This window comes from Streptomyces sp. NPDC025833, assembly GCF_055558055.1.
On the sequence record NZ_JBVHNF010000001.1, the window covers coordinates 164551 to 189559 of the forward strand.

The following is a 25009-nucleotide window of genomic DNA, read 5'->3' on the forward strand; positions in this document are numbered from 1 at the left end:
GCGCGCGGGCGGAGCCCGGCCGCGCGGACCGGCGATCCTCCAGCCGTGATCCAGGGGCCGGACCCGCACTTCAGGGGTACGGAGTGCCTTTACGAGTGACACTGAGTGCCATACCCTGTCGGCGTGCACGGTGGCACGGCGACCGCGCGCACGCGTGCGCGGTCCCCCCGGCACGCGGGATTCCGGGCGAGCGCAGGGAGTTGACAGGCGTGCACGACGACTTGGCAGGCATCTCGCAGCCGGCGGCCGGTTCCGCGACGGGTGTTCTGAACCCCGCCGCGGACGCCAAGGACGCCATCCTCTTCCAGCGCTGCGGCTGGTGCGGCACCGCGACCTACCACCGGTTGCTGTGCCCGGTGTGCCAGGGCAGCGAACTGCGCACCGAGCGCAGCGAGGGCGTCGGCACGGTCCGCCACTCCACCGTGGTGCACCGCAACACACCGGCGGCGCGCAACGTGTCGCTGATAGAGATGGCCGAGGGCTTCGTCGTGCGGGGCCGGGTCATGGGTCCGCCGGTCGGGATCCACAGCGGTGACCGGGTCCGGCTGTCCACCGCGCGGGACCTGGTGCGCGGGGAGCCGGTCTTCCAGTTGGCCGACGAGCCGTACCGCGCCTGGACCTGACCGCGCCGCGCCGCCGGCGCCCGGGGCGGTGGCCCGCGCCGCGCCCGCGCGGTACGCCGCGGATGTGATCGATCACCTCCCGCCGACAGGCAACCCACGGACTCCGCTTGCCGTCCTCGAGGAGCGAGGGACGCCCGGGACGACCGGGGCGTCCGAGATCGGTGTTCGAGGAGGAACAGTGGTCCGTGCCCGGCACACATGGGCGGCCGCCGCCGCGTTACTCGCGGTGGCGGGGGCATCCCCGGGGGTGGTGGTGGCCCAGCCCCACGAGTTGAGCGCCAGAGCGGAGTCGGCGGCCCGGGACGGCATACCCTTGCCGCCGGGATGGCGGCTGGACGGAGGGGACGGGGCACCGCGGCTGGTGTGGCGGTCGGACCGGACGGTGCCGATGGGGGACGCGCGGGTCGAATTCCGCGCCGGCGGGAGGCTGCTGGGCGTGCCGCGGCCGGGTGCGGACGGACGCACCTTCCGGTTGCCGCTCGACGGGCGGCGGGCCGCAGATTTGGGTGAGCTGCAGGTGTGGTCCGGCGGACGGCGGTTGGACGCCTCCACGCCGGCCGGCGCCACGTCGGCCGCCGCCCTGCCGGCCAAGCCGCTGGCGAACGCCGTGGACCCGGGCAAGCCCGGCGCGTACCGCACCACGACCGGCGAGTACGCGCTGAAGTCGGTCCGGCTGCCGGGCTTCCCGGCCCCGGTGGAGATGCGCGCGGTGGTCGTCGCCCCGGTACGCGCGTCCGGCGCGCGTCCGCTCGCGCTCTTCCTGCACGGCCGCCACTACACCTGCTACAAGGGGCGCGCCGACGTCACCGGTGACTGGCCCTGCAAGGGCGGCACCAAGGCGGTGCCCAGCCACCGCGGTTACCTGCGGGACCAGCGACTGCTGGCCTCCCAGGGCTATGTGACGGTGTCCGTCGCGGCCAACGGCGTCAACGGGCAGGACTTCGCGGCCGAGGACGGCGGCGCGCAGGCGCGGTCCTCGTTGGTGCGGCTGCACCTGGCCCGCTGGGCCGGCTGGGCCGAACACCCCGAGACCGCGCCGAAGGTGGTGCGGGAGGCACCCCGCGCCGATCTGTCCCGGGTCCTGCTGGTCGGGCACTCGCGGGGCGGCGAGGGCGTCAGCCGGGCCGCGCTGGACAGTCTCGCCCCGCCGCCCGCCGACCAGGACGGCTACCACGGTCCGGTCCGCTGGCGCATCCGGGGCACGGTCCTCATCGGCCCGACCGTCTTCGGGCAGAACCCGCAGCCCGACGTCCCGTCGGTGAGCATCCTGCCGGGCTGCGACGGCGACGTCTCCGACCTCCAGGGCCAGGTGTACGTCGACGGGACCCGCGCGGTCGGCAACGGCACCGCACTGCACAGCGCGGTCTACGTGGTCGGCGCCAACCACAACTACTTCAACTCGCAGTGGACGCCCGGCCAGGCCGCGGCACCCGCCGAGGACGACTTCTACGAGGACTCCGGGCACCGCGACCCGGTGTGCGGCACCCGGGCCGCGACCCGGCTGACCGCCGACCAGCAGCACCGGGCCGGTGCCACGTACATCGCCGCCGCCGCGCGGCTGTTCCTCGCCGGGGACGACCGGGTACGGCCGCTGCTGGACGGTTCCCGGCGGCGGGCGCCGTCGGCGGACCCGGCCCGGGTGCTGACCCACGCGGTCGGCGCCGGCCGCGGCGGCGGGTTCCTGCCGGACGGCGGGGTCTCGGTCACCGGCGGCAGGCTGTGCGCCGCGGTGGACCCGAGCCCGGCCAAGTCCTGCCTCGGCGTGGGCGACAAGGGCTACTCGCCGCACTTCGCGCTGTGGGAGACGGACCGGGAGACCGGCCGGCGGGCCGTCGCGGTGCGCTGGACGCGCGCCGGCACCCCGGCCCGGGTGACCGCCGGGGCACCGGTGCGGCTGTCCGGGTCCACGGCCCTGGCGCTGCGGCTGTTCGTGCCGCCGAACTCCCGCGGCACCCAGCTCGACGTGACCCTGACCGACGCCGCCGGCAAGCGGGCCGGGCTGGGCCGGGTCACGGTGGACGGACTGCCGGGCAGCGACCGGACCGCCTCCTACTGGGCGCAGGAGGTCCGGCTGCCGCTGACCGCGGCGACCCGCGCCGGGCTCGACCTGGGATCGGTCAAGTCCCTTGAGCTGACCCCGCGTTCGGCCTCGGGGCGGGCCTGGCTCATGGACGCCTGGGGCTGGCGGCCCGGGACTCCCGCGGTGCGGGCCGACGCGCTGCCGCGCGTGGACATCGGCCGCCGGACCGTCACCGAGGGCGACGCGGGTGTGCGCACCTACCGGGTTCCGGTGCGGGTGACGGGCACGGGCGGCAGCGGCCAGGTCCGGGTGTACGTCGTCGACCCGGTCACCCGCAAGACCACCGACCGGCTGGTGACGGTCCGGCCGGGCGGCGACGACATCGACGTGCCGGTCCCGGTGCAGGGCAACACGCGGTACGGCCCCGACGTGTGGCACGACGTCCTGGTCAAGGCGGTGCACGGCGCGGTCGTGGGCTCGTACCGGGGCGGGATCACCGTCCGCGACGACGACCCCGCGCCGAAGATGACCGTCAAGCCCGTCGCCGGCAAGGTGACCGAGGGCCAGACGCTGAAGTGGCGGCTGTCGCTGTCCACGGCGGTGGACGTGGACATGAACGCCCTGTTCCAGGTCACCGCGGCCACCGCGCCGGAGCTGTCCACCAAGGACGTCCCGGCGAACTGGCTGCGGGACACGAGCGGGGAGCGGCCCGACCCCGAGCGGCCGCTGTCCAAGGTGAAGGGGCTCTACCTCTGGGTGAGCGTCCCCGCCGGCCGGACGAGCGTGGACATCACGGTGCCGACGGTCAGGGACCGGGTCCGGGAGTCCACGGAGTCGGTGCGGTTCCGGCAGATCAACCTGGAGAACGGGCAGCCGCAGACCGGCGGCCTCCGGCTGTCGGGTTCGGTGCGCGACGCGGCGTAGGGCCCGCGTGCCGGGTGGCCCTCACGTGCCGAGGGTCACCCGGATGCCGACGGTGCCGTCCGTCCCGCGCCGGAGCCGGCTGCCCAGCAGCGTGAGGCGGCCGAGGATGCCGTACTTGCGCGCTATGAGCCCGCGGTAGCGGGCGGTGGTGGCCGCGTCCGTGAGCACGGCGGTGGCCGGCGACAGGTCGCCGGTGGGGTTGCCGCGCACGTCGCAGGGGCCGACCAGGACGTCCGGACGGTGCCGGATCCGCTTTACCTTTCCGCTGTCGGCCGCCGTCCACACGCCCAGGGCGCCGTCGTCCGGTACCACCCACACCGGGGTGGCGACGGGGGTGCCGTTCTTACGGTAGGTGGTCACCAGCAGGTACTTGCCGGAGCCGAGCCTGCGCAGCCGTGTGTCGTCCATATTCGCAGTGTAGGAGCCCGGCCCGCGGTCCGAGGAGGGCCGCGGGCCGGGCTCCGGCGGGGGCGCGGTCGGGCCGGCCCGCCGCGGCGGATATCCCGGGCCGGGCCGCGCGGACGGGACCGGGCGTCTAGATTGCGTCGTGCACGGAGTACCTCTCGTCAGGCATCTCATCAGGCACCCAGGAGCTGACCCACGTGACCGACAACCCGGCCGCCACGAACGACGTGGCCGTGTCGCTGCGCGCCCGCATCAACACCGGCCGGCCGCACACCGCCAGGATCTGGAACTACTGGCTCGGCGGCAAGGACAACTACGAGGTGGACCGGGCGGCCGGTGATCAGATCCGCCGGCTCCACCCGGGTATCGGGGAGTACGCGCGCGCCGACCGGCTCTTCCTCGGCCGCGCGGTGCGCCACCTGGTCCAGGAGGCCGGCATCCGGCAGTTCCTGGACATCGGCACCGGGCTGCCCACGGCCGACAACACCCACGAGGTGGCGCAGCGGCTCGCGCCGGAGTCCCGGATCGTGTACGTCGACAACGACCCGCTGGTCCTGGCCCACGCGCGTGCGCTGCTCACCAGCACCCCCGAGGGCCGCACGGACTACCTGGACGAGGACCTGCGCAACGTCGACGCGATCCTCGAACACGCCGCGCGGACACTGGACTTCAGCCGGCCGGTGGCACTGATCCTGCTCGGCGTGGTCATCTTCGTCGGTGACGACGAGGATCCGTACGCGCTGGTGCGGGAGTTGACGGACCGCCTGCCCCGGGGCAGCCACCTGGTGCTGTCGCACACCATCACCAGCCCGTCGATGCCGGACGTGGACGACGCGGTCAGGTTCTGGAACGAGCACGGCACCCCGAAGCTCACGCAGCGCACGCCCGCGGAGGTGGCCCGGTTCTTCGACGGTCTGGAGCTGCTGGAGCCGGGGCTGGTGTCGTGCTCGCGCTGGCGGCCCGAGCACGACCACGGGGCCGAGCCGGAGGAGGTCGCCATGTTCGGCGGGGTGGCCCGCAAGAACTGAGCGCCCCGAGACCGAACGCCGCCGCGGACCCCGTACGGAGTCGCGGGACGACGGCAAGGGCACCCGTGCGGTGACGGGTGCCCTCGGTGGTACGGCGCGGTGTGCGCGGGGCCGGTCAGGCGGCCCGGTGCGACTGCGGGGTCGCGGCGGCCCACTCCATCACCAGGCGCTGGTACTCGGCGCGCTGCTCGGTGGTCAGTGTCCCGCCCGACCGGCGCCACAGCGCCCGGATCTCCTCGTTGACCTCCGCGGCCGATCGCTCGGAGGCGGCTGCAACAGTGGTGGACATGCTGTGAAGCATATGCCGCCGGACGTGAAGGCGGTGTGAGTAAGTATCCGCAATCCGGACATTACGGACCGTGTCGCTCATCACGTCCAGGTGTCAACCGGAACGAGGAGTACCGCCTCAGGTGCCCGGCTTGCGGCCGTAGACGTAGACGTCGTCGCCGTTCCTCAGCAGCGACCAGTACTTCTTGGCGTCCTTCGTGGTCATGTTGACGCACCCGTGCGAGCCGGGCGGGTTCCACATGCTCAGGCCGACGGAGTGGAAGGCCTGGCCGCCGTCGAAGAACTGGCTGTAGGGCATCGGCACGTCGTACAGGTTCGAGACGTGGTCGATGTCCCGCCAGTAGACCTTCTTCAGGCCGGTACGGGTCTCGAACCCGTCCCGTCCGGTGCGCACGGGCACCGGGCCGTACACCAGCCGGCTGCCGTCCTGGATCCAGGTGAGCTGGAGCGTGAGGTTCACGCAGGCGATCCGGCCCTTGTTCGTCGGGCACTTGCCGGCCTTGTTCGGCTTGTTCCCGACGGCCTTCTGCTTGTTCATCAGATCCATCACGCCCCAGGTGACGGGGCCGGCGTACCCGATGTTCGGCGTGATGCCGTGCTTGTTCTGGAAGCTCCGGACCGCCTGGCAGTCGGCGGCGGACTGCCTGCCGTCGACCGGCCGGCCGAGGAACTTCTCCACCTGCTTCTGGTACGGCCCCGCGGCCGTCGTGCAGCTCGCGGCCTGGGCCGGTGCCGCCGTGAAGGCGAGCGCCAGCGGCGTCACCAGTCCCGTGACGCCCAGTGCGACGACGCCTCGTCTGCGTATGCCCCCCATGCGGCCTCTACCTCTTCCCTTGTCCGGTGGTCCGATCGCGCGGCTGTCCGCCCGGGCCTTCGCCCGGGGTCCTCCCAGCGCGATTCCCGTGGTCTCGGACTACTAGACCCGACAGGGCGGGGGATGGTTGTGTTTCCGGTCAGGCTGTGACGAAACGGTGAAGTTCAGACCGTACAACACGCCCGGAGCAGGCCGACCGCCCGGGTCAGGGTGTCCGGCGTCGCCGTGAACGGCAGGCACAGCCGGCGGGTGAGACCGGCGTGGCCGGTGCCGAACCGGGGCCCGGGACTGATCGTGAGGCCGCGGGCGGCGGCCCGGGCCGCGAGGTCGGCGGCGCCCGGCCCGGCCGCGCCGAGGTGCGGCCACAGGGTCAGCCCGCCGGCCGGGACGGTGTACGTCCAGCCGGTCCCGGCGAGCAGCGCGGCGAGGTGGTCGCGCTGGACGCGCAGCCGGGCGCGCCGGTCGGCTAGCACGGGCGGCAGGGCCTCGCCGAGCAGTTCGGCGGTGACGAGCTGTTCCAGGGGCGGCGGTGCGAGCCGCGCCTGGAGGGGACGCAGCCGCAGCTGTCGTACGAGGTCCGCGGTGGCCCGGAGCCAGCCGACCCGCAGGCCGCTCCAGAGCGTCTTGCCCACGGAGCCGAGCTGGATCACCCCCGCGCCCGCGAGATGGGGTTCGGTGCCGGGCGGTGTCCGCAGGTCCAGGTCGCGCAGGGACTCGTCGGCGAGGACGGTCAGCCCGTGGCGGTCGGCCAGCTCGGCCACCGCGCGGCGGGCGGCGCCGGTCATGTGGGCGCCGGTCGGGTTCTGGAAGTCGGGGACCAGGCAGGCGAGTCGGGGCCGGTGCCGGCGTACGGCCGCGGTGAGCCGCGCGGTGTCCCAGCCGTCCGCGGCCGAGACGGGCACCGGCAGCAGGCGGGCCCGGTGGGCGCGCAGCACGGCGAGGACGCCGGGAGAGGTGGGGCTCTCCACCAACACGGGTGTCCTGCGGTCGGTGTGCAGGTGGTCCAGGAGGAGGGTGAGGGCGGCCCGGGCGCCTGCGGTGACCAGGATCTGCTCGGGGCGGGTGGCGAGGCCGGCCCGGGTGTAGCGGTCCGCGAGGAGTGCGCGGAGCCGGGGCAGGCCGGCCGTGGCGGCGCCGGAGTCCAGGAGCAGCGGGGCGCTCAGTTCGGCGGCGCGGGCGAGGGCGGCGCGGCAGGCCTCGTGGGGCGCGGCGGGTACCGCGAGGGTGAGGTCGAGGGCGGCGCCGGGGGCGCCGCCGCGGTCCAGGGACCAGGGGGCGGTGCGCTCGGTGAGGCGGGCGGGCAGCCGTACGGCGCTGCCGCTTCCGTGCCGGGTGAGCAGCCAGCCCTCGGCGCGCAGCAGGCTGAGCGCGGCGACGACCGTGCCGCGGCTCAGGCGCAGGGTGCGGGCCAGTTCCCGCTCCGCGGGCAGCCGGGTGCCGACCGGGAGCCGCCCTTCGGCGACGGCGTCCCGGACGGCCGCGGCGAGGGCGCGGCCGAGGGGGCCGGAACGGGTGCGCCAGTCGCCGAGCGCGGCGACGAAACCGGAGTCCACCGGTCCAGGGTCCACCTGTCCGGTTCTCCTGGTCCAGTCACCGTGAAGTGGACCAGGAGTTCGGGACCGCCGCCGCCCGCGCCGCGACGCGTGCACCACCCCCTCGCCGGTGTCCCGCCGTACTCCCCCCGCCTGCTCCGGGCCGCCCGTGACGCCGCCACGCGGTGTTCGACCGGATCACCCGGCGGCTGCCACCGCGCGGCGCGGAACAGCGTGGCGGCGGACCTGGCGGACGTCTCCGCGCAGCTCGGCCGAACCCGGTGCCCGCCCACCCGGCGCGGCTCGGCACCGGGGCCGGTGCCGAGCGGGTGCACCGGATACCGGCGGCGGACACCGGCCGACGGTCAGGACGAGCCCGACGGTCAGGACGAGCCCTGGGCGGCGGCCGTGCGGAAGCCGGTGTTGACGGCGGTGAGGCCGCCGTCGACCACGAGGGTGGTGCCGGTGATCCAGGCGGCGTCGCGCGAGGCGAGGAAGGCGACCGCGGCGGCGATGTCCTCCGGCTCGCCGACCCGGCCGAGCGGGTACATGCCCCGGACGGCGTCGAGGACGTCGTCCTTGCCCTCCCACGCCGAGGTGCGGACCGTGCCCGGCGCCACCATGTTGACCCGGACGCCGCGGGCCGCCGCGTGCCCGGCGAGGGTCCGGGTGAGCGAGCCGAGGCCGGCCTTGGCGGCGCTGTAGGCGTGGTTGCCGAAGTCCTGGAGGCCGTTGACGGAGCCGATGCTGACGATCGCCCCGCGTCCGGAGGCGGCGAGGTGCGGCAGCGCGGCCCGGCAGCAGCGGTGGGCGCCGGTGAGGGTGACGTCCAGGTCGCGTGCCCACGCCTCGTCGGAGTCGTCCTCGAACCGCGGTACGTCCGGGGAGCAGTGGGCGGCGCTGTTGACCAGCACGTCCAGCGAGCCGAACGCGGCGACGGCGTGGGCGACGGCGGCCTCGACGGCGGCGCGGTCGGCCACGTCGCAGGCGAACGCCTCGGCGGTCAGGCCCTTTCGGCGCAGGGCGGAGGCGGTGCGTTCGGCCTCGGGCAGGTCCCGGTCGGCCAGCAGGACCCGGGCGCCCTCCCCGGCGAGCCGGCGGGCGACCGCGGCGCCGATTCCGCGGGCGGCGCCCGTGACGAGAACTCCGTGTCCTGCGAAGCGAGTGAGATCGGTCATGGGGAGACGGTACGAGCGAATCGATCACCGGCACAGGTAGCGTGCACCCATGTCCGCCTTCCTGCAGCAACTCCCCGCCCTCATAGGGGTCGTGATCGGTGCGCTCGGCTCGTACCTGGCGGTGGTGCGCAGCGACCGGGCACGGTTCGGACGCGAACGGGCGGCCCGCTGGGAGGAGCGGCGGCTCGCGGTGTACTCCGACTACGCGCGCACGCTGAAGCGGGCGGTGACGCTGGCGTACCGGGTCGCCGCCCACTTCGGCAACGACCCGCACCCGCATCCGCTGTCCCCCGGGGAGGCGGAGCCGCTGCTCGCCCAGGCCACCGCCGACCGGGACCCGGCCGGGGAGGCGCTGCTCCTGCTGGGCAGCCCGGCGGTGGTGGAGCGGGCCCGCGCCTGGGTGGTGGCGGTGATGGAGATGGAGCGGTTCCTGCGGGCGGGGACCCGCGATCCGCGGGCGTGGCAGGAGCTGCTGGAGCGGCAGCGCGCCGGCCGCGAGGGCTACTACGCGGCCGTGCGCGAGGACCTGGCGCTGCCGCCGGGTCATCCGGCCCACTGGCCGCTGCCCGCCGCGCCCGCGACCGGTCAGCGGTAGCCGGTGGTGTCGGCCGGCTTGCCCGGGTCCTGCACCTCGACCAGGTACCGCCAGGCGTCCGGCCGGCTGCCGTCGAGGTCGGTGTAGCCGTACTCCCGCGCGAGGCCGCCGCTGGACAGCGACCGCCCGTTGAAGCGGGAGACGTCGGGGTCGGCGGCCAGGGCGGCGACGGCACGGCCGGTGTAGCGCGGGGTCTCGGAGATCGCGAAGTGCGGTTCCCGGTCCAGCGCGTCCCGCCAGCCGTCCTCGGTCACACCGAACGCCTCCAGCATGATCTCCGACCGCATCCAGCCGGGGGTCAGGGCCACGGCCGTCGCACCGCGCGGGCCGACCTCGTGGGCGAGGGCGAAGGCCATGCGCAGCACGGACGACTTGGCGAGGTCGTAGAAGAAGTTCACGCGGTAGGTGTCGCGGTTGTAGTCGGCCGTGCCGTCGGTGACCTCGACGACGAGGCCGCCGGGCCGGTCGAGCAGGAGCGGCAGCGCGCAGTGGCTGGTCACGGCGTGCGTCTCCACCGCGAGGCGGAGCAGCCTGAGCCCGTTGTCGAGGTCGTGCTCCCACACGGGTGCGTGCCACTCGAACAGCTTCTCGCCGCCCCAGATGTCGTTGACGAGGACGTCGAGGCGGCCCTGTTCGGCCGCGATGCGGGCGACGAGGGCGCGGACGGCGGACGGGTCCAGGTGGTCGACCGCCACCGCGACGCCCCGGCCGCCGGCCGCGGTGACGAGGTCGGCGGTGTCCTCGATGGTCTCGGGGCGGTCGTACTCGGAGCGGCGGGCGCGGGTGCTGCGCCCGGTGACGTAGACGGTGGCGCCGGCCGCGCCGAGTTCGACGGCGATGCCCCGCCCGGCGCCCCGGGTCGCCCCGGCGACCAGCGCCACCTTGCCTTCCAGCGGTCCTGACATGTCCTGCCTCCCGTGTGCGGCGACTGCTGAGGTCCCCACTGTCGCCGGGAAGCCGGACATCTCCTGTCGTCTTTTCCGGCGGCGCGTGCGTGATCCGCCGCACGCGCCGCCGGTGGCCCGGCCGGGTCAGTGTCCGCGCCTGATCCACTCCTCCAGGTGGGGGGCCTCCGCGCCGATGGTCGTGGAGTCGCCGTGGCCGGTGAGGACCTTGGTCTCCGGCGGGAGGGTGAGGAGGCGGTCCCGGATGGATTCGACGATCGTCGGGAAGTGGGAGTACGAGCGTCCGGTGGCGCCCGGGCCGCCCTGGAAGAGGGTGTCGCCGGTGAAGACGGTGCCGAGACCCGGGTCGTACAGGCAGACGGCGCCCGGGGCGTGCCCGGGGGTGTGCAGGACGGTGAGGTCGGCGCCGGCCGCCTCGATGACCTGGCCGTCCTGGAGGTGCCGGTCGGGCTCGCGGTCGGGGTGGGTCTGCCGCCACAACGGCAGGTCGTCCGGGTGCAGCCAGATGGGGGCGCCGGTGAGTTCGGCCAGTGCCGGGGCGGCGTTGACGTGGTCGTTGTGGGCGTGCGTGCACACGATGGCGGTCAGGCGCCGGTCTTCCAGGGCGTCGGCGATGGCCTGGGCGTCGTGGGCGGCGTCGATGACGATCACCTCGCGCTCGTCGCCGACGATCCAGACGTTGTTGTCCACGTCCCAGGTGCCGCCGTCGAGGGTGAACTGCCCGGAGGTGACGAGGCGTTCGATGCGTACGGTCATCAGAGCACCACCACCGAGCGCAGCACGTCGCCCTGGTGCATCCGCTCGAACGCCTTCTCCACCTCGTCCAGCCGGACGGTCTCGGTGACGAACGCGTCCAGCGGCAGGCGGCCCTGGAGGTGCAGGTCGATCAGCATGGGGAAGTCGCGGCTGGGCAGGCAGTCGCCGTACCAGCTCGACTTCAGGGCGCCGCCGCGTCCGAACACGTCCAGCAGGGGCAGTTCGAGCTGCATCTCGGGGGTGGGGACACCGACGAGGACGACCGTGCCGGCGAGGTCGCGGGCGTAGAAGGCCTGGCGGTAGGTCTCGGGGCGGCCGACGGCCTCGATGACGACGTCGGCGCCGAACCCGCCGGTCAGTTCGCGGATCGCCTCGACGGGGTCGGTGTCCTTGGAGTTGACGGTGTGGGTGGCGCCCAGGGTGCGGGCCTTCGCCAGCTTGCGGTCGTCGATGTCCACCGCGATGACCTTCGCCGCGCCGGCCAGGTTCGATCCGGCGATGGCCGCGTCGCCGACGCCGCCGCAGCCGATGACGGCGACCGAGTCGCCGCGGCCGACGTTCCCGGTGTTGATCGCGGCGCCGATGCCGGCCATCACGCCGCAGCCGAGGAGGCCCGCGACGGCCGGGGAGACGGCCGGGTCGACCTTGGTGCACTGGCCGGCCGCCACCAGCGTCTTCTCGGCGAACGCGCCGATGCCGAGGGCCGGGGACAGCTCCTGCCCGGTGGCGGCGAGCGTCATCTTCTGCCGGGCGTTGTGGGTGTTGAAGCAGTACCAGGGCCGGCCGCGCAGACAGGCCCGGCACTGCCCGCACACCGCACGCCAGTTGAGGACGACGAAGTCACCGGGCGCGACGTCGGTGACGCCCTCGCCGACGGACTCCACGACGCCCGCCGCCTCGTGGCCGAGCAGGAAGGGGAAGTCGTCCGAGATGCCGCCCTGCTTGTAGTGCAGGTCGGTGTGGCAGACGCCGCAGGCCTGGATCCGCACGACGGCCTCGCCGGGCCCGGGGTCCGGTACCACGATCGTCTCGACCCGTACCGCCTCGTCCTTGCCCGGTGCGATCACGCCGCGTACTTCCTGCGCCATGCTCTGGTCCCTTCCTCGATTGCCTTCGCCGCCGACCCTACGCGCGCCCGATGGGTAGCGGGACGGACCACGGCGGTGATCGGGGATCTTAACTCCGCCGCCGGCGCGCACCGGCCAGGTACCCCGTCACGGGCGGCGCGACCGCGGGCCCGCCGCACCGCCTCCGAGCAGCACGGAGGGCCGCCCCGGCGGGGGCGGCCCTCGCGTGCGGCGGCGGGTCAGGCCTGGACGGCGGGCAGCAGGCCCAGCACGGGTGCCACCGGAGCGGCCACCTGCCACAGCTCGTTGAGCCGGTTCAGCTCGTTGACCTGGTTCAGCGCGCTCGCCTGCTCGGAGACCCGCGGGACCTGGGCCCGGTACTGCGCGGGGACGTCACTGACGGTGAGCGAGTCGAGCACGGCCATGGGGCTGATCGGCCCGGTGGCCGGTGCGCTCGCGGCGGCCGCGTTCGCCATCGGCGCGGCCAGGCCGGTGACCCCGGCGGCGAGACCGAGGACGGCGACGATACGTCGTGTTGAGATCATGTCCTCAGCAACGGCGGCGGGCCCCCGCCGGACACGGGCGGCGGGCCGCGCTCACCCGTGGGGCGGAGCGCGGCGGCTGCGCTTGCCGACGCCGCCGGGGCGGAGGAGTCTCGGAGGCGGGGCCCGTGCGGCCCGCTCCCGTTCGGGCCGCGGGCGCCTGGAGGAGGTCACCATGGGTACCGCGACGGGATCCGTTTTCGACGCCGAGACACTGCGCCGGGGCATCGAGGGGAACACCGGCAACACCCTTCTGTCGCTCTACGCGGACGACGCGGAGATCCGCATCGTCGACCGCGACAACTCGCCCAGCCACCCCACGGTCCTGCACGGCCGGGGACAGATCGCCGAGTTGCTCGACGATCTCTACAGCCGGGACATGACACACAAGCTGGACCGGTGCGTGGTGCAGGGCGACCACGCGGCCTACAGCGAGTCCTGCGAGTACGAGGACGGCACCCGGGTGCTGGCCGAGTCGATGGTCACCCTGCGGGACGGCAAGATCACCGACCAGATCGTCGTCCAGGCCTGGGACGAGTAGCCCCGGCCGCGGAAGGAGATCGGCACGGGTCCAGGTCGCCGTGGCCCGGCTGACCTGGGCCTTCCCGGCACGGGCCGCGCTCGTGCGGGCACAGCCGGCGGCGACCGGCGCCGGTGCCGGGGCGTCCGCGGGCCGTACGGTCCCTCGGCTACGCTGTGCCCGGGCCGTGACTGGCGCTGAGGTGGAGTACCACCGGGGAGCGGCCCGTGCCGGCTGCCGCGCGCCTGGGCGAGGAGATCCGATCCCGTTCAGGAGTGTGCAGCATGACCCAGGCCCGTTCGATGGACGGCACCGCGCCCGCCCGCCGCATCGTCGAGGACGCCGCCCGGCGGGCCGCCGACCTCACCGCACGGACCGGCACGGCCCCGTGCCTGGCGACCGTCCTGGTCGGCGAGGACCCGGCGTCCGTGACGTACGTGCGGATGAAGCGGAACCGCTGCCGCGCGGCCGGCGTCGAATCCCGGCACGTCGCGCTGCCCGCCGGCACGACGACCGGCGAACTCGTCGGCACGCTGCGGGAGTTGTCTGCCGATCCGGGCGTGCACGGCATCCTGTTGCAGCACCCGGTGGGCGACCACGTCGACGAGCGGGCCGCGTTCGAGGCGATCGCGCCGGAGAAGGACGTGGACGGTGTCACCTTCGCCTCGTTCGCCTCGATGAGCTTCGGTCTGCCGGGCTTCGTCTCGTGCACGCCGGGCGGGATCATGCGGCTGCTGGACGAGTACGGCGTCGACCCGGCCGGGAAGCGGGCCGTGGTGGTGGGCCGCAGCGCGATCCTCGGCAAGCCGGCGGGGATGCTGCTGCTGGCCCGGGACGCGACCGTGACGTACTGCCACTCGCGCACCCGGGACCTGTCGGCGGCCGTCCGCGAGGCCGACATCGTGGTCGCGGCGGTCGGCCGCCCCCGGCTGATCCGCGGGCGGGACCTCAAGCCGGGCGCGGTCGTGATCGACGCGGGCTACAACCCGGGGAACGTCGGCGACGTCGACTTCGACTCCGCCGTGGAGCGGGCCTCCCTGATCACGCCGGTGCCGGGCGGGGTCGGCCCGATGACGATCGCCACGCTGCTGGAGCAGACCGTCCGGGCCGCCGCCCGGCAGCTCGGGGTGTAGCGGCTCAGCGCATCGAGGCCTCGTACCGCATCACGTCCCCGGCCCGCGGGCCGTACCGGGGGCCGGGCCTGGTGGCGGTCGTCTCCAGGCCCGGCACGGCTCCCGTGGCCGGGTCCGTGATCGGCAGGCGCCGGGTGCCGAGGGGGTCGCCGGGCGCGTACGCCCGGCCGGTGCGCCCGAGCCGGTCCGCCACCCGGTCGGCGGGGCGCAGTCCCGGGGTGTCGGCCAGGAGCCGGGCGAGGGCCGCGGTCTCACCGGTTCCGGGGGGCCAGGCGTCGAGCAGGATGCCGACGGCGTCCGGGAGTTCGCCCGTGTCCCTCCCGGTGTCCCGGTCGGCGGCCTCGCGCGGATGGGCGCGCAGCCGGGCCACGTCGCGCGGCGGCGCCGCGGGCGGCGCGTCGCTCCAGCTCGGCGGACAGGTCCGCCGAGTGATCACACCGCCGTCCGCGACCGGGCTCCCGCGTACCACCCGGACCGGCCCGGACCCGGGTGATGCGCGGCCGGCCGGTCCCGCCGTGTGCGGCGGGCTCAGGCCGTCGTGAGGACCATCCGGAAGCGGGCGCCGCCGGACAGCATCTTCCGGTACGCCGCGTCGGCGTCGGCCAGCGGCACGGTCTCGGTCATCGGGCGGATGCCGTGCAGCGCGCTGAAGGCCATGGTCTCCTCCACGTCCCGCGCGGTGCCGGAGGGATGGCCGCGCACGACGCGTCCGCTCATCAGAAGCTGGTTCGGGTTGATCCCGAGCGGTGTGGTGTCGGCTCCGATGACCACCAGCTCGCCCCGGGGCGCGAGGCCCTCGACGGTGGCGGTGATGGCCTCGGAGCTGCCGGCGGTGGCCAGTACGACGGCGGCGCCGCCGAGGGACCGCAGGGCCTCGGCCACCGGGGTGCCGGAGGTGCTGTCGACGTAGTGGTGCGCGCCGAGCTGCTGGGCGAACCCGGCCTTCTCGGCACCCCGGGCGATCGCCACGGTCTCGAAGCCCATCGCCACCGCGTACTGCACGCCGAGGTGGCCGAGACCGCCGATGCCCAGCACCGCGACCAGGTCGCCCGGCTTCCCCGAGCTGCGCCGCAGCCCGTTGAACGTGGTCACGCCCGCGCAGGCCAGGGGGCCCGCGTCGGTCGCGCCCAGCGCGTCCGGGATCCGTGCCAGGGCGTCGACGGGCACGATCACCCGGTCGGCGAAGCCCCCGTCGTAGGTCCAGCCGGGTACCTGGAGGCTGGTGCAGACGACGAAGTCGCCCCAGCGGCAGGGCGTGCAGTGGCCGCAGCTCCCGCCGAACCAGCCGACCGCCACCCGGTCGCCGGTGCGGTACCCCCACTCCTGCGCGCCCTCGCCCAGCTCCTCGACGCGGCCCGCGATCTCGTGCCCGGCGACGACGGGGAAGTCGACGCCCGGGAGCGCGCCGTCCACGAAGAGGGTGTCGCTGTGGCAGATGCCGCACGCCTCGACGGCGATCCGCACCTGCCGGGGCCCCGGCCGGGGCACCTCCCGCTCGGCCAGTTCGAGGGCACCGCCCGCGGTCGTCACCTGCGCAACTCGGTACGTGCTCATCTGTCTCTCCGGTGGACGGGTACGACGGTCCTCGCCACCAGCAGACCAGCTCGGGCCCGATCCCGCGCGCCGGACCGGCCGGGCCCGGGCCGCCCCGGGGCGGCCGTCAGGGAGCGGCGGACCGCCAGCCCTCCGGGCGGAGCATGCCCAGCAGCAGCCGGACCAGCTCGTCCACCGTCTCGTCCAGCGTCGCGTCCACCCATCCCGCGGTCCAGTCGTGCAGCAGTCCGTTGACGCCGCCGATGAAGGCCGTGGCCGCGAGGCGGTAGTCGCGCGGCGCCGCCTCCCCGCGGGCCACGGCCGCGTCCGCCTCGGCCCGGATGAGGTCGACCCAGCGGGCCCGGCGGGCGAGGCGCTGCTCCTCCATGCGGGGGCTGACGCCGACGATCTCCACGAACGTGACGCGGATGCGGCGCGGGTCGCAGGTGACGCCGTGGGCGTAGGCCCGGAAGAGGACGGTGGCGCGGTCGGCCAGCGGCAGGCCGTCCGCGTCGGCGAGCGCGGCCACGACGGCCTGCTCGGCCCAGTCGTTGACCTGCAGGTGGAGCGCGGCGAGCACGTCCTCCAGGGTGCGGAACTCCTCGTAGAACTGGCGGGTCGACAGGCCGGCCGCCTGGCTGAGGGCGGCGACCGTGGTGCCGCGGTAGCCGGGGCGGTCCCCGAACAGCCGCAGCGCCGCGCCGAGGAAGCGGCGGCGCCGCTCGGCCTGCCGTTCCGCGGCGGACCGGCCGCCGTAGCGGCCCGTCGGCGCCCTGAGCCTGCCCTCCACGCGTCTCCCTCCGTCGCCGCACCGTCCACCCATTCTTGTCGTGCACACGTCTTGTCGAGAAGGCCGACCCTTCCTTACTTTGCAGTAAGTCCACTCTGAAAGCGCCCGTGTTCAGATTCCCCCGAGGAAAGAGAGCCGTCATGGCCGCCTCCAGAACCAGGCACCTGTGCTTCCTCACCGCCGCGCTCACGCTGGCCGCCGCCGTCCCCGCGGCCACCGCCTCCGCCGAGCCCGCCGCACCCGGCGGCCTGCGCGAGGTGCTGTTCGTCGGCAACAACTGGGACGGCACCGCCGACGTCATCGGATCGACCGGCGACTTCGCCAAGGTGGGCCGGATCGGCGTCGTCCCGGACAAGGACGCGCGGATGGCCGAGATCAACGCGGATCCGATCAAGTGGATCTACTTCCAGGCGATCCGGGGCAGCGTCGGCGAGGGCCACGACCAGTTCGCCGACGACATGTACTCGACCCCGGACGGCGGGTCGGTGGTGGTGTCCCGGCCGAGCTTCGCCGACGTCGTCTCCATCGACCTGGCCAGCGGAAAGGTCAACTGGCGCTTCCCCGTGGCCGGTTACCGCGCCGACCACATGGCCGTCTCCCCGGACGGCACCCGGGTGGCGGTCTCCGCCTCGACCGCGAACACCGTGCACGTGCTGGACATCGTCACCGGCAGGCAGCTCGGGTCGTTCAAGACCGGCGACAAGCCGCACGAGAACGTCTTCAGCAAGGACGGCAGGTACATCTGGAACATGTCCATCGGTGACGTCAACACCGCGCTGGACGACCCGGGCTGGGACTGGACCAAGGGCGACCGGCACATCACGGTCGTGGACGCGACGACGTACCAGCAGGTCAAGGTCGTCGACATGCGGCAGCGGCTGGACGCGTTCGGGCTGCGGGACTTCTCCGACGCGGTCCGCCCGGCCGTGTTCTCCCCCGACGAGTCGAAGCTGTACTTCCAGGTGTCGTTCTTCAACGGCTTCCTGGAGTACGACGTCGCCACCGACCGGATCACCCGGCTGAAGACCCTGCCGAAGAACCCGGCGACCAGCGAGGACCGCACCACCTGGGTCAACGACTCCCGGCACCACGGCATCTCGATGAACCCCGAGGGCACCAGACTGTGCGTCGCGGGCACCATGGACGACTACGCGACCGTGGTCGACCGCGCCACGCTCCAGGAGGGTCCGTTGGTCACGGCGTCCAAGCCGTACTGGGCGACGGTCAGCGGTGACGGCAGGGACTGCGTCGTCTCCGAGAGCGGCGCCGACCGGGTGACGGCGATCGACTTCGCCACGGGACGGAAGGTGGCGTCGGTCCCGGTCGGCGACCATCCGCAGCGCGTCCGGCTGGGACACGTGCGGGCCGGCTGGACGGGCCCGGACGCCGGCTGAGCGGCGGCCGGACGGCGGGCGCGGCCCACGAGGTGCCCCACTCACCCCGCGGGCCGCCCCCGCCCGGTCAGCCCGGCCGCCGGCCCCTGGTCGCGGCGCCGCACCGGCGCTGCCGGCCGCGGAGGTACGGCACCGCCCGCGCCTCCGGCCCGGGCGGCCCGCGCCCCGCCCGGCGAAGCGGCGTCCGGGCCGCACCGCACGCCCCGGGCACCGGCGGTCCCGCCGGCCGGCCGGGGGTGACGTCGCGGCCGGCTACCGCCGGGGCAGGCGGTGCAGGGTGACGTCGGTGAGCGTTCCGTCGGCGACCGTCGCCGTGAGGTAGGTGCAGTACGGCTGGCGGCGCCGGTCGGTCGGGGAGCCGGGGTTGAGCAGGCGCGGGCCGCCGGGGGCCGTGGTGTCCCAGGGGATGTGGCTGTGCCCGAAGACCAGCACGTCGAGGTCGGGGAAGCGGGCCGCGCAGCGGGCCTCCCGGCCCCGCGCCGGACCGGTCTCGTGGACGACGCCGAAGCGCAGGCCGCCCAGGTCGGCGCGGGCCACCTCGGGGAGCCTCGCCCGCAGTTCCGGGCCGTCGTTGTTGCCGTACACCCCGATCAGCCGGCGGCTGCGGCTCTCCAGCAGGTCGAGGGTGGCGGTGTCGACCCAGTCCCCGGCGTGGAACACGACGTCCGCCGCGGGGACCTCGTCGAGCAGTTGCTCCGGCAGCCGCTTGGCGCGCCGGGGCAGGTGCGTGTCGGACATGAGCAGGAGGCGCATCCGGCCGGCCTAGGCGCCGCGGGACGTCAGCCGGCCGAGGCCGCGGACCAGACCGAGGGTCAGGGCGCCCGTGCCGAGGGCGGCGGCGACGGGGTGCCGGACCACGGCCTCCTGCCAGGAGCGGGCGTGGGCGATGTCGTCGAAGGCGCCGTGCGCGCCCTGGTCGCCGTCGGACGTGCGGTCCACCGGTTCGAAGAGGTTGTCCAGGCCGGCCGGCGGGACGCCGTCGGTCTGCTGGGAGTCGAAGCCGGTCCGGGCCAGGTACCGGTCGAGCAGCGCCGGGGCGAAGCGGTTGGCCCACAGGGTGGCCACGGTGCCGGCGCCGATGTAGTACTGCTTGCGGCGCGGGTGGTCGGCCGCGTACAGCACGCCCCGGGCGGCGACCTCGGGCTGGTAGATCGGCGGGACCGGCATGGGGTGCTTCGGCAGCCGTGAGCGGACCCACTGGAACTGGGGCGTGTTGACCCCGGGCATCTGCGCGACCGTGACGTGCACGCCGCTGCGGCGGTGCAGCAGCTCGGTGCGCAGCGAGGAGGTGAAGCCGTTGATCGCGTGCTTGGCCCCGCAGTACCCCGACTGGAGGGGGATCGACCGCTCGCCGAGTGCCGAGCCGACCTGCACGATCGTGCCGCGGTCGCGGGGCAGCATGCGCCTGAGGGCCGTGCGGGTGCCGTTGACGAAGCCCAGGTAGGTCACCTTGGTGATCCGTTCGAACTCCTCGGCGGTGATCTCCTCGAAGGGCGCGAACACGGTGGAGAACGCGCAGTTGATCCAGACGTCGATCGGGCCGAACGCCTTCTCGGCGGCGTCGGCGACGGCCTCCAGCCGCGCGGGGTCGGCGACGTCGGCGACCTGTACCAGGGGCCGTCCGCCGAGCGCCGCGACCTCGTCGGCCGCCTCCCCGAGGCCGCCCTCGCCGCGCGCGACCAGGACGACGTCGGCTCCGCGCCGGGCGTACAGCCGGGCGGTGGCACGGCCGATGCCGGCGCTGGCACCGGTGATGACGACGGTGGGCTGCATGGTCCTCTCCTCGGGGTGACGCGGTTCTTCTGGGTCCGTTCTTCCCGGTCCGGGCGGCGGGGGGCCGCGCTGCGGCGCGGACGCCGCTCAGGGGCCCGGTGCCCCGGGGCCGGTGGTGGCCGGCCGGTCGCCCGCGGTCATGTCCTCGCCCACCGCAGCGGCGACGGTCCGGGCGCGCTCGTCGGGCGGGGTGGGGCCGACCCAGGCGCGCTGCCCGTCGTAGGTGAGGATCTCCAGGGCCCGGACATTGTGGACGGTCTTGTCGTACGCCTGGGCGGAGGCGCCGCAGGAGTTGTTGCCGATCATGCCGCCGAGCGCGCAGTGGCTGTGCGTGGAGGGTTTCGGGCCGAACTGGAGGCCGTGGCGGGCGAGCCGGTCGTTCAGCTCGCCCAGGACGAGGCGTGGGGGGGGGGGGGGGGGGGGCCCCCCCCCCCCCCCCCCCCCCCCCCCCCCACGCCTCGTCGGACACCGCGCCGGGACGGCCCGCCGCCCGTCGGTCCGTCAGTCCTCGCCGCGCACTATGTGCTCCTCGGCCGCGGCGCACCGGCCCTCACCGGACGGCCGGTCCAGGACGGCCGGGAGGCAGGTGCGCACGCCCCGCCCCCGCCGGCGCCGGGCCTTCGCCCAGCCGGTCTCGGCGTAGGGCAGTGCGGTCTTGTCACTGGTGTGCGCGGTCACGTCGCTCATCTTCCTTCTGCGCCCTGGGGTCTGGGGTCTGGGGTCTGGGGTCTGGGGTCTGGGGTCTGGACACCCCGGGTCCCCGGGCCCCGGCGGGGGCAAACCCGGGCGGCCGGGCCGCGCCTCAGGTACGGCCGCCGCCACCGCCGCCGAACGAGCCGCTGGAACCGGACGACCACCGCGCGCGGCGCTGGTCCTCGGCGCGCTTGCTGCCCGCGTTGCCGACCTGGTGCGGGGTGAGCCGCTCGCCGTCGCCGTCGGCCCGGGGCACCTCGTCGGGCTCGCGCACCTCCAGGGTCTCGCGGACCGGCCCGGACGCGGGCATCCGCGGCTGCTCCTCCGGCCTCGGCGGGGCCGGCTCGCCGCGGCGCACCTTGAAGCCCATCCGGAAGGCCCAGATCAGCCCGGCGACACAGGCCAGGCCGGCGACCAGGATGGCGATGTACCCGAAGACCTGCACTCCGCCGGCTGCTTGATACGTGACACTGTCCATGTCCTTCGGGTACCCGGGCGATTCCCGGGGATGCCCGGTGACCTGACCGTCAGCCGATCGGCGCATCCGCCCGCACCTGCCCCGGCGGGTGCCCAGGGCGTGGCGTGGGCCCGCCTCCGGTCGCCGGGAGTAGCGTCGGCCGCGATGACCGAATCACCCCAGATGTCAGAGATCACGGAGATCACCGCCCGGTATTCGGCGCCCGCCCCCCGCCCCGGGCGGTCCCTGCTGCGCTGGGTCTCCACGACCGACCACAAGGTGATCGGCCGGTTCTACATGGTCACGGCCTTCTCCTTCTTCATGCTGGCCGGGCTGCTGGCGCTCGGCATGCGCACCGAACTGGCCGAGCCCGGTCTCCAGGTGCTGAGCAGGCAGAGCTACAACGAGTTCGTCACCGTCCACGGCACGATCATGATGCTGCTGTTCGCGACGCCGATGTTCGCCGGCTTCGCCAACGCCGTCATGCCGCTGCAGATCGGCGCGCCCGACCTGGCGTTCCCCCGGCTGAACGCGCTGTCCTACTGGATGTACCTGTTCGGCGGGCTGATCGTGGTGTCCGGCTTCCTGGTGCCCGGCGGGGCCGCGTCCTTCGGCTGGTTCGCCTACGCCCCGCTCAACAGCTCCTATCACTCCCCCGGCGCGGGCGGCGACCTGTGGGCGATGGGGCTGGTGGTGTCGGGCGTGTCGACGACGCTGACCGCGGTGAACTTCATCGCCACGATCACGTCCCTGCGCGCGCCCGGCATGACGATGTTCCGGATGCCCATGTTCACCTGGAACGTGCTGTTCACCTCGATCCTGATCCTGCCCGCGTTCCCGGTCTTCACGGCCGCCCTGCTGGCGCTGGAGGCCGACCGGAAGTTCGGGGCGCACGTCTTCGACGCGGCGAACGGGGGCGCGCTGCTGTGGCAGCACCTGTTCTGGTTCTTCGGGCACCCCGAGGTGTACATCGTGGCGCTGCCGTTCTTCGGGATCGTCTCGGAGATCTTCCCGGTCTTCTCCCGCAAGCCCCTGTTCGGCTACCTGCCGATGATCGGGGCGACCACGTCGATCACCATGCTGTCGGCGGTGGTGTGGGCCCACCACATGTTCGCCACCGGGGCGGTGCTGCTGCCCTTCTTCTCGATCATGTCGTTCCTGATCGCGGTGCCCACGGGCATCAAGTTCTTCGCCTGGATCGGCACGATGGTCAACGGGTCGCTGTCGTTCGAGACGCCGATGCTGTGGTCGCTGGGATTCCTGGTGTCGTTCCTGCTCGGCGGGCTCAGCGGGGTGCTGATCGCCTCCCCGCCGCTCGACTTCCACCTCACCGACTCGTACTTCATCGTCGCGCACCTGCACTACGTCCTGTTCGGCACGGTGGTGTTCGCGATGTTCGCCGGCTTCTACTTCTGGTGGCCGAAGTTCACCGGGAAGATGCTGGACGAGCGGCTCGGCAAGGTGCACTTCTGGCTGCTGTTCCCGGGGTTCCAGCTGACCTTCCTGGTGCAGCACTGGCTCGGGGAGCAGGGCATGCCCCGGCGGTACGCGGACTACCTGCCCGGGGACGGCTTCACGCTGCTCAACACGCTGTCGACGGCGGGCGCGTTCCTCCTCGCCCTGTCCACGCTGCCGTTCCTCTACAACGTCTGGCTCACCGCGGCCAAGGGCGAGAAGGTCACGCTGGACGACCCCTGGGGATGGGGACGCGGACTGGAGTGGGCGACGTCCTGCCCGCCGCCCCGGCACAACTTCGTCGCGCTGCCCCGCATCCGGTCCGAGTCCCCCGCCTTCGACCTGCACCACCCCGAGATCGAGAGCCCGGCCGGAGAGGACCTGGTGCGGTGAAGGCGGAGGCGATGCTGTTCGGCGGGGTGGCGCTGTTCTTCGCCGGGACCGCCGCCCTGTACGGCGTGTGGTCGCGGGAGGAGACGGGCACGACCGCGCTGGTCGTCGCGTCCGGGATGGCGGCGCTGGTCTCCTTCTTCTGCCTGGTCCAGTACCGGCGCCGGGGCTCGCGCGCCCAGGACCGCACCGACGCGGAAGTCGCGGACGGAGCGGGGCCGGTGGCGTTCTTCCCGGACGAGAGCCCCTGGCCGATCGTCACCGCGCTCGGCTTCGCGGTGACGGCCACCGGGGTCGTCTACGGGCTGTGGCTGTTCCTCATCGGCTTCGCCGTCCTGGCTCGCGGGGTGTGCGGGCTGGTGTTCCAGTACGCGCGCCGCTGAGCGGCCTGCGGGGAGCGCCCGGCCGGAAGTCCCGCACCGGCTCGTGGTCGCTCTCGTACCCGCCGGCGAGGGTCTGCCGGATGTCGCCGGTGGGCACGCCCTCGGCGAGCCGTTCGCGCTCGGCCGCCGTCAGGGCGCGGCACAGCCACCGGGTGACCAGGAACGCGACGACGGGCGCGACCACGAGGGCGGTGCGCAGGATCCAGGTCAGGGCGTCGACGGAGACGCGGAAGGTCAGGGCGATGATGTCGTTGCCGCCGGCCAGCAGCAGCACACCGTAGAAGACGGCGCCCCCGACGCCGAGGCCGGTGCGCACGGGACGCTCGCGGGGCCGGTCGCACAGGTGCTGCTCGCGGTGCCACTCCCCCGTCAGCCGCTGCTCCACGAACGGGTAGGCGTAGAGCACGGCGAACAGCAGGGCGGGCAGGACGACCGCCGGCAGCAGCACGTTCCACATGAGCGTGTGCCCGGCCACGTTCGTCTCCCACGGCGGTACGAGCCGCAGCGCGCCCTCCAGGAACCCGACGTACCAGTCGGGCTGGGAGCCGGTGGACGCCTGGTCCGGCCGGTACGGGCCGTAGGTCCAGACGGGATTGATCTGGACGAGGCCGGCCAGCAGCGCCAGCACGCCGAAGACGATCAGGGACAGTCCCGTGGAGGTCGCGGTGAACTGCGGGAAGAGGGGCTTGCCCCGGACGTTGCGGTTGGTGCGGCCGGGCCCCCGCCACTGGGTGTGCTTGAGGTGGAAGACCAGGATCAGGTGCACCGCCACCAGGGCGATGAGCAGGCCCGGGAGCAGCAGGATGTGCAGCGGGTACAGGCGGGTGACGAGCACGTGTCCGGGGAAGGGGCCGCCGAACGCGAAGAAGGCCAGGTACGTGCCCGCCACCGGGATCGACGTCACGATGCCCTGCGCGATCCGCAGGCCCGTGCCGGAGAGCAGGTCGTCGGGGAGCGAGTAGCCGGCGAAGCCCTCGGCGAGCGCGAGCATGAACAGGGTCAGCCCGACCGTCCAGTTCAGCTCGCGGGGCCGGCGGAACGCGCCGGTGAGGAAGACGCGCAGCATGTGCAGGCCGATCGCGGCCACGAAGACGAGCGCGGCCCAGTGGTGGAGCTGGCGCATCAGCAGGCCGCCGCGCACGTCGAAGCTGATGCGCAGGGTGGAGTCGAACGCGGCCGACACGCGTACGCCGCGCAGCGGTGCGTACGAGCCCGCGTAGACGACCTCGCGCATCTCCGGCTGGAAGAAGAACGTCAGCCACACCCCGGTCAGGACCAGCACGAGCAGGCTGTACAGGGCGATCTCGCCGAGGAAGAACGACCAGTGCTCCGGGAACGCCTTGCGCAGCAGCGAGCCGCCCTCCAGGACGGGCAGCCGCGCGTCGACGGCGGCCACGGCCCGCTCGGCGCTCCGGCCGGTTCGGCTCACGGGCCCTCCGCCGCGGCGGCCCGCTCCACCTCGGCCTCCACCTCGCCCCGTGCCCGGCCGGTGTCCTTGGCGTACTCGCTGACCGCGCTCTGCGCCTCGCGGGCCAGGTCCCGCCAGGCGCGCAGGGCGGTCTCGTAGGTGCCCGACTGGGCGCCCGTCATCCGCTGCTCGGCCGGCGGGCCGTAGGTCTCCCGGAGGTCCTGGACCGTGGCGTGGGCCGCCTGGGCCGCACGCTGCTTCTGCACGAGTTCGTCGAAGGTGTGTGCCACATCAACCGACCCTAGGCAAGGGTGCCGCCGCGCGCCTCCCCAGCCTGCCCGAACGGCTGCGCCCCGCACCCGGCCGGCGGTCCGGCCACCGGGTGCGGGGTCCGCCGTGTCCG

27 protein-coding genes, 1 pseudogene and 1 riboswitch are annotated in these 25009 nt (G+C 74.2%); of the genes and pseudogenes, 9 read left to right on the forward strand and 19 right to left on the reverse strand.

Annotation, left to right across the window (positions count from 1 at the left end):
• The first annotated feature begins 230 nt into the window (after positions 1-230).
• On the forward strand, positions 231-623 hold the full coding sequence (locus ACZ4K2_RS00750) for a Zn-ribbon domain-containing OB-fold protein (protein WP_467477849.1): 393 nt from the start codon (positions 231-233) through the stop codon (positions 621-623).
• 388 nt (positions 624-1011) lie between these two features.
• Positions 1012-3567 (forward strand): hypothetical protein, encoded by a 2556-nt coding sequence (locus tag ACZ4K2_RS00755; RefSeq protein WP_467477778.1) that lies wholly within the window; start codon positions 1012-1014, stop codon positions 3565-3567.
• 21 nt (positions 3568-3588) lie between these two features.
• On the opposite strand, the gene ACZ4K2_RS00760 is transcribed toward ACZ4K2_RS00755, so the two are convergent.
• Positions 3589-3975 carry a PPOX class F420-dependent oxidoreductase gene (locus tag ACZ4K2_RS00760; protein WP_467477781.1) on the reverse strand — a complete coding sequence of 129 codons (387 nt, stop codon included), beginning with the start codon at positions 3973-3975 and terminating at the stop codon, positions 3589-3591.
• Positions 3976-4169: 194 nt separating this feature from the next.
• On the opposite strand from ACZ4K2_RS00760, the gene ACZ4K2_RS00765 reads away from it, so the two are divergent.
• On the forward strand, positions 4170-5000 hold the full coding sequence (locus ACZ4K2_RS00765; protein WP_467477782.1) for an SAM-dependent methyltransferase: 831 nt from the start codon (positions 4170-4172) through the stop codon (positions 4998-5000).
• A gap of 115 nt (positions 5001-5115) precedes the next feature.
• On the opposite strand, the gene ACZ4K2_RS00770 is transcribed toward ACZ4K2_RS00765, so the two are convergent.
• The 4 genes from ACZ4K2_RS00770 to ACZ4K2_RS00785 form a co-directional block, all read right to left on the reverse strand.
• Positions 5116-5301, reverse strand: a complete 186-nt coding sequence (locus ACZ4K2_RS00770; RefSeq protein WP_467477784.1) for a hypothetical protein — start codon at positions 5299-5301, stop codon at positions 5116-5118.
• A 105-nt stretch (positions 5302-5406) separates the two neighbouring features.
• Positions 5407-6102: a L,D-transpeptidase family protein gene (locus tag ACZ4K2_RS00775; RefSeq protein WP_467477787.1), complete on the reverse strand. Its 696-nt coding sequence runs from the start codon at positions 6100-6102 to the stop codon at positions 5407-5409.
• 164 nt (positions 6103-6266) lie between these two features.
• Complete coding sequence (locus ACZ4K2_RS00780; protein ID WP_467477790.1) at positions 6267-7670, reverse strand: aminotransferase-like domain-containing protein; 1404 nt, start codon at positions 7668-7670, stop codon at positions 6267-6269.
• 347 nt (positions 7671-8017) lie between these two features.
• Positions 8018-8812 carry an SDR family NAD(P)-dependent oxidoreductase gene (locus ACZ4K2_RS00785; protein WP_467477793.1) on the reverse strand — a complete coding sequence of 265 codons (795 nt, stop codon included), beginning with the start codon at positions 8810-8812 and terminating at the stop codon, positions 8018-8020.
• A gap of 49 nt (positions 8813-8861) precedes the next feature.
• Here ACZ4K2_RS00785 and ACZ4K2_RS00790 point away from each other — a divergent pair, with 49 nt between their 5' ends.
• Entirely contained in the window at positions 8862-9407 is a 546-nt protein-coding gene (locus tag ACZ4K2_RS00790) for a hypothetical protein (RefSeq protein ID WP_467477797.1), read from the forward strand.
• On the opposite strand, the gene ACZ4K2_RS00795 is transcribed toward ACZ4K2_RS00790, so the two are convergent.
• The 4 genes from ACZ4K2_RS00795 to ACZ4K2_RS00810 form a co-directional block, all read right to left on the reverse strand.
• On the reverse strand, positions 9398-10312 hold the full coding sequence (locus ACZ4K2_RS00795) for an SDR family oxidoreductase (protein ID WP_467477800.1): 915 nt from the start codon (positions 10310-10312) through the stop codon (positions 9398-9400). The two genes, ACZ4K2_RS00790 and ACZ4K2_RS00795, sit on opposite strands and share 10 nt — an antisense overlap.
• Positions 10313-10438: 126 nt before the next feature.
• Positions 10439-11068: an MBL fold metallo-hydrolase gene (locus ACZ4K2_RS00800; RefSeq protein WP_467477802.1), complete on the reverse strand. Its 630-nt coding sequence runs from the start codon at positions 11066-11068 to the stop codon at positions 10439-10441.
• Positions 11068-12156 (reverse strand): S-(hydroxymethyl)mycothiol dehydrogenase, encoded by a 1089-nt coding sequence (locus ACZ4K2_RS00805; protein ID WP_467477803.1) that lies wholly within the window; start codon positions 12154-12156, stop codon positions 11068-11070. Before ACZ4K2_RS00805 ends, ACZ4K2_RS00800 begins: the two co-directional genes overlap by 1 nt.
• A gap of 218 nt (positions 12157-12374) precedes the next feature.
• Complete coding sequence (locus ACZ4K2_RS00810) at positions 12375-12680, reverse strand: hypothetical protein (RefSeq protein WP_467477805.1); 306 nt, start codon at positions 12678-12680, stop codon at positions 12375-12377.
• A gap of 172 nt (positions 12681-12852) precedes the next feature.
• Here ACZ4K2_RS00810 and ACZ4K2_RS00815 point away from each other — a divergent pair, with 172 nt between their 5' ends.
• Positions 12853-13218: a nuclear transport factor 2 family protein gene (locus ACZ4K2_RS00815; RefSeq protein ID WP_467477808.1), complete on the forward strand. Its 366-nt coding sequence runs from the start codon at positions 12853-12855 to the stop codon at positions 13216-13218.
• Positions 13219-13374: 156 nt separating this feature from the next.
• Positions 13375-13455: riboswitch (ZMP/ZTP riboswitch) on the forward strand.
• Positions 13456-13481: 26 nt separating this feature from the next.
• The gene (locus ACZ4K2_RS00820; RefSeq protein ID WP_467477811.1) at positions 13482-14330 is read left to right on the forward strand and encodes a bifunctional 5,10-methylenetetrahydrofolate dehydrogenase/5,10-methenyltetrahydrofolate cyclohydrolase; all 849 of its coding nucleotides are present in this window, start codon (positions 13482-13484) and stop codon (positions 14328-14330) included.
• Positions 14331-14334: 4 nt separating this feature from the next.
• Here the strand turns inward: ACZ4K2_RS00820 and ACZ4K2_RS00825 are convergent, their stop codons facing one another.
• From ACZ4K2_RS00825 to ACZ4K2_RS00835, 3 genes are all read right to left on the reverse strand, one after another.
• Positions 14335-14766, reverse strand: coding sequence for a hypothetical protein (locus ACZ4K2_RS00825; RefSeq protein WP_467477812.1), 432 nt, complete (start codon positions 14764-14766; stop codon positions 14335-14337).
• Positions 14767-14858: 92 nt separating this feature from the next.
• Positions 14859-15884: an alcohol dehydrogenase catalytic domain-containing protein gene (locus ACZ4K2_RS00830; protein WP_467477814.1), complete on the reverse strand. Its 1026-nt coding sequence runs from the start codon at positions 15882-15884 to the stop codon at positions 14859-14861.
• Between the two features lie 106 nt (positions 15885-15990).
• Positions 15991-16653: a TetR/AcrR family transcriptional regulator gene (locus ACZ4K2_RS00835; protein ID WP_467477816.1), complete on the reverse strand. Its 663-nt coding sequence runs from the start codon at positions 16651-16653 to the stop codon at positions 15991-15993.
• A 140-nt stretch (positions 16654-16793) separates the two neighbouring features.
• Between ACZ4K2_RS00835 and ACZ4K2_RS00840 the strand changes: the two genes are divergently transcribed.
• A complete protein-coding gene (locus ACZ4K2_RS00840) occupies positions 16794-18047 on the forward strand; it encodes a YncE family protein (protein ID WP_467477819.1) in 1254 nt (417 codons plus the stop codon).
• A gap of 252 nt (positions 18048-18299) precedes the next feature.
• Here ACZ4K2_RS00840 and ACZ4K2_RS00845 read toward each other — a convergent pair whose 3' ends face one another.
• The 5 genes and pseudogenes from ACZ4K2_RS00845 to ACZ4K2_RS00865 all read right to left on the reverse strand — a co-directional run bounded on the left by ACZ4K2_RS00845 (position 18300) and on the right by ACZ4K2_RS00865 (position 20991).
• Positions 18300-18800: a metallophosphoesterase family protein gene (locus tag ACZ4K2_RS00845; protein ID WP_467477821.1), complete on the reverse strand. Its 501-nt coding sequence runs from the start codon at positions 18798-18800 to the stop codon at positions 18300-18302.
• Between the two features lie 9 nt (positions 18801-18809).
• Positions 18810-19820 (reverse strand): SDR family oxidoreductase, encoded by a 1011-nt coding sequence (locus tag ACZ4K2_RS00850; RefSeq protein WP_467477822.1) that lies wholly within the window; start codon positions 19818-19820, stop codon positions 18810-18812.
• 156 nt (positions 19821-19976) lie between these two features.
• Positions 19977-20225: pseudogene (locus ACZ4K2_RS00855) on the reverse strand (FAD-binding oxidoreductase); the annotation flags it as partial.
• A gap of 96 nt (positions 20226-20321) precedes the next feature.
• Positions 20322-20507, reverse strand: coding sequence for a hypothetical protein (locus tag ACZ4K2_RS00860; protein WP_467472812.1), 186 nt, complete (start codon positions 20505-20507; stop codon positions 20322-20324).
• 115 nt (positions 20508-20622) lie between these two features.
• Positions 20623-20991: a DUF6479 family protein gene (locus tag ACZ4K2_RS00865; protein WP_467472810.1), complete on the reverse strand. Its 369-nt coding sequence runs from the start codon at positions 20989-20991 to the stop codon at positions 20623-20625.
• Positions 20992-21135: 144 nt separating this feature from the next.
• On the opposite strand from ACZ4K2_RS00865, the gene ctaD reads away from it, so the two are divergent.
• On the forward strand, positions 21136-22818 hold the full coding sequence (ctaD, locus tag ACZ4K2_RS00870; protein ID WP_467472808.1) for an aa3-type cytochrome oxidase subunit I: 1683 nt from the start codon (positions 21136-21138) through the stop codon (positions 22816-22818).
• Complete coding sequence (gene ctaF / locus ACZ4K2_RS00875) at positions 22815-23198, forward strand: aa3-type cytochrome oxidase subunit IV (protein ID WP_467472807.1); 384 nt, start codon at positions 22815-22817, stop codon at positions 23196-23198. Before ctaD ends, ctaF begins: the two co-directional genes overlap by 4 nt.
• On the opposite strand, the gene qcrB is transcribed toward ctaF, so the two are convergent.
• The gene (qcrB, locus tag ACZ4K2_RS00880) at positions 23134-24627 is read right to left on the reverse strand and encodes a cytochrome bc1 complex cytochrome b subunit (protein WP_467472805.1); all 1494 of its coding nucleotides are present in this window, start codon (positions 24625-24627) and stop codon (positions 23134-23136) included. The genes ctaF and qcrB overlap by 65 nt on opposite strands.
• On the reverse strand, positions 24624-24896 hold the full coding sequence (locus ACZ4K2_RS00885) for a hypothetical protein (protein ID WP_467472803.1): 273 nt from the start codon (positions 24894-24896) through the stop codon (positions 24624-24626). The genes qcrB and ACZ4K2_RS00885 overlap by 4 nt, the downstream gene beginning before the upstream one ends.
• Positions 24897-25009: the final 113 nt, after the last annotated feature.